This window comes from Streptomyces sp. NPDC005435, from assembly GCF_040703155.1.
Taxonomy (GTDB): Bacteria; Actinomycetota; Actinomycetes; order Streptomycetales; family Streptomycetaceae; genus Streptomyces.
The window spans coordinates 1-2,516 of the sequence record NZ_JBEXEQ010000046.1; the positions used below are offsets into that span (position 1 = coordinate 1).

The 2,516-nt window shown below is 72.0% G+C and carries 1 protein-coding gene, 1 rRNA gene and 1 pseudogene; all 3 read right to left on the reverse strand.

Annotated features, from left to right (window positions below; genetic code table 11):
• Positions 1-148: 148 nt before the first annotated feature.
• A complete protein-coding gene (locus tag AB0898_RS31780) occupies positions 149-928 on the reverse strand; it encodes a hypothetical protein (protein ID WP_366806529.1) in 780 nt (259 codons plus the stop codon).
• Positions 929-1,051: 123 nt separating this feature from the next.
• Positions 1,052-2,068, reverse strand: a pseudogene (locus AB0898_RS31785) (hypothetical protein); the annotation flags it as partial.
• Between the two features lie 353 nt (positions 2,069-2,421).
• Positions 2,422-2,516, reverse strand: a 5S ribosomal RNA gene (rrf, locus tag AB0898_RS31790); the annotation flags it as partial.

Below are 2,516 nucleotides of genomic sequence, written 5' to 3' on the forward strand. Positions count from 1 at the left end.
GTCGGCCGCCCGCATGCCGGCGGCGGGGGGGGTGCGGGGGGTGCTGGAAAGCGTCCCCGGGGGCCCGCCGGGGCCCGGACATGAGTGAGGGGCGGAACCCGGCCGGGTTCCGCCCCTCACTCATGTGCTGTGGTCAGCGCGTGACGCGTCAGTCCTCGTCGGCGTCGCGCGCGGCGGACTCGACGGGCTCGGTGGCCGGCTCGTCGTCCTCGTCCTGGTCCTCGTCCTTGACGGCCGGGGTCTCGGTCACGGTCTCGGTGACGGTGACGGTGGCGTCGCCCGCGGTCTCCTCCTCGTCGAGGGCGTCGACGAACTCCACGCCGTCCAGCTCGGCGAGCCGGTCGGAGGCGTCGGTGCTGCCGTCACGGTCGGCCTCGACGGCCTTGGCGAACCACTCGCGCGCCTCGGTCTCACGGCCGGCGGCCAGCAGGGCGTCGGCGTAGGCGTACCGCAGACGCGCGGTCCACGGCTGCACCGAGTTGGAGGCCAGCTCGGGGCTCTGGAGCGTCACGATCGCCGCGTCCAGCTGGTCCATGTCACGCCGGGCACCGGCGGCGACGAGACGCATCTCGACCTGACCGGCCTTGTCCAGCTTCTGCACCTCGGGGGCGCCGGCCATGTCCAGCGTCTTCTCCGGACGGCCCAGACCGCGCTCGCAGTCGGCCATCACGGGCCACAGGTCCGTGTTGCCGGTCATCCGCCGCGCGGCCCGGAACTCGGCCAGGGCCTCGGAGTACTTCTGGTTCGCGTACGCCGCGAAACCGGCCGCCTCGCGGACGGCGGCGACACGGGACGCCAGACGCAGGGCCACCCGGGAGTAGCCGTAGGCGCCCTCGGGGTCCTCGTCGATGAGCCGCGCGACCATCACCAGGTTGCGGGCGACGTCCTCGGCGAGCGTCTTCGGCAGGCTCTGGAGCTCCTGCCGCACGTCCTTGTCGACCTCGTCACCGGTGACGTCATCGGGGATCGGCAGCCGCTTGATCGGCTCCCGGTCGCGGTCACGGTCCCGGTCCCGGTCGTCCCGGCCCCGGAAACCACCCCGACGGTCGTCCCCACCACGCCGGTCGTCCCGCCCCCGGAACCCACCGCCGGTGGGACGCCCACCACGGTCGTCACGGCGGGGGTACGACGGGCGGTCGCCGCCCCGGTCGTCACGGCCCCGGAAACCACCACGGTCGCCACCGCGGTCATCGCGACGGTCGTCACGGCGGAAGCCGCCACGGTCGTCATCGCGACGGGGGTACGAGGGACGGTCGCTGCCACGGTCATCGCGACGGGGGTAGGACGGGCGGTCGCCACCGCTGCGGTCATCGCGGCGGAAGCCGCCACGGTCACCACGGCTGTCGTCACGACGGTCGTCACGGCGGAAACCACCACGGTCGTCGTCACGACGGGGGTACGAGGGACGGTCGCTGCCACGGTCATCGCGACGCGGGTAGGACGGACGGTCGCCACCACCACGGTTGTCGTCGCGGCGGAAGCCGCCACGGTCGTCATCGCGACGGGGGTACGAGGGACGGTCGCTGCCACGGTCATCACGACGCGGGTAGGACGGGCGGTCGCCGCCACGGTTGTCGTCACGGCGGAAGCCGCCACGGTCACCACGGCTGTCGTCCCGACGGTCATCGCGACGGAAACCACCACGGTCGTCGTCACGGCGCGGGTACGAGGGACGGTCGCTGCCACGGTCGTCACGACGCGGGTACGACGGACGGTCACCACCGCTGCGGTCATCGCGGCGGAAGCCGCCACGGTCGCCACGGTTGTCGTCACGGCGGGGGTACGACGGGCGGTCGCCGCCCCGGTCATCACGGCCCCGGAAACCACCACGGTCGCCACCGCGATCGTCGCGACGGTCGTCCCGGCGGAAGCCGCCACGGTCGCCACGGTTGTCGTCACGACGGGGGTAGGACGGACGGTCGCCGCCACCACGGTTGTCGTCACGGCGGAAACCGCCACGGTCACCACGGCTGTCGTCACGACGGTCGTCGCGACGGAAACCACCACGGTCGTCGTCACGACGGGGGTACGACGGACGGTCCCCACCACGGTTGTCGTCACGACGCGGGTACGACGGACGGTCACCACCGCTGCGGTCGTCACGGCGGAAGGACGGACGGTCGCCGCCGCGGTCGCCACGGTTGTCGTCACGGCGGTTGTCGTCGCGCCGGCCGTAGCCGCCACGGTCGTAACCACCGCGGTCACCACGGTCGTTGCCGCCGCTACGGCGCGGGGCACCGCGGTAGCCGCCGCGTTCACCGCGGTCACCACTGTCCCGTCGCCGCTGGTCGCGCTCCGGTCGGTCGTCGGGAGAGTTGGTGGCCATCGGATGACTCCTGTCTTCAGGTACAACAAGCATTGTAAAAACAAAAGGACCCCTGGTCCCAGCTGAACGCTGGGACCAGGGGTCCTCCAAAGATTGTTCGGCGGCGTCCTACTCTCCCACAGGGTCCCCCCTGCAGTACCATCGGCGCTGTGAGGCTTAGCTTCCGGGTTCGAAATGTAACCGGGCGTTT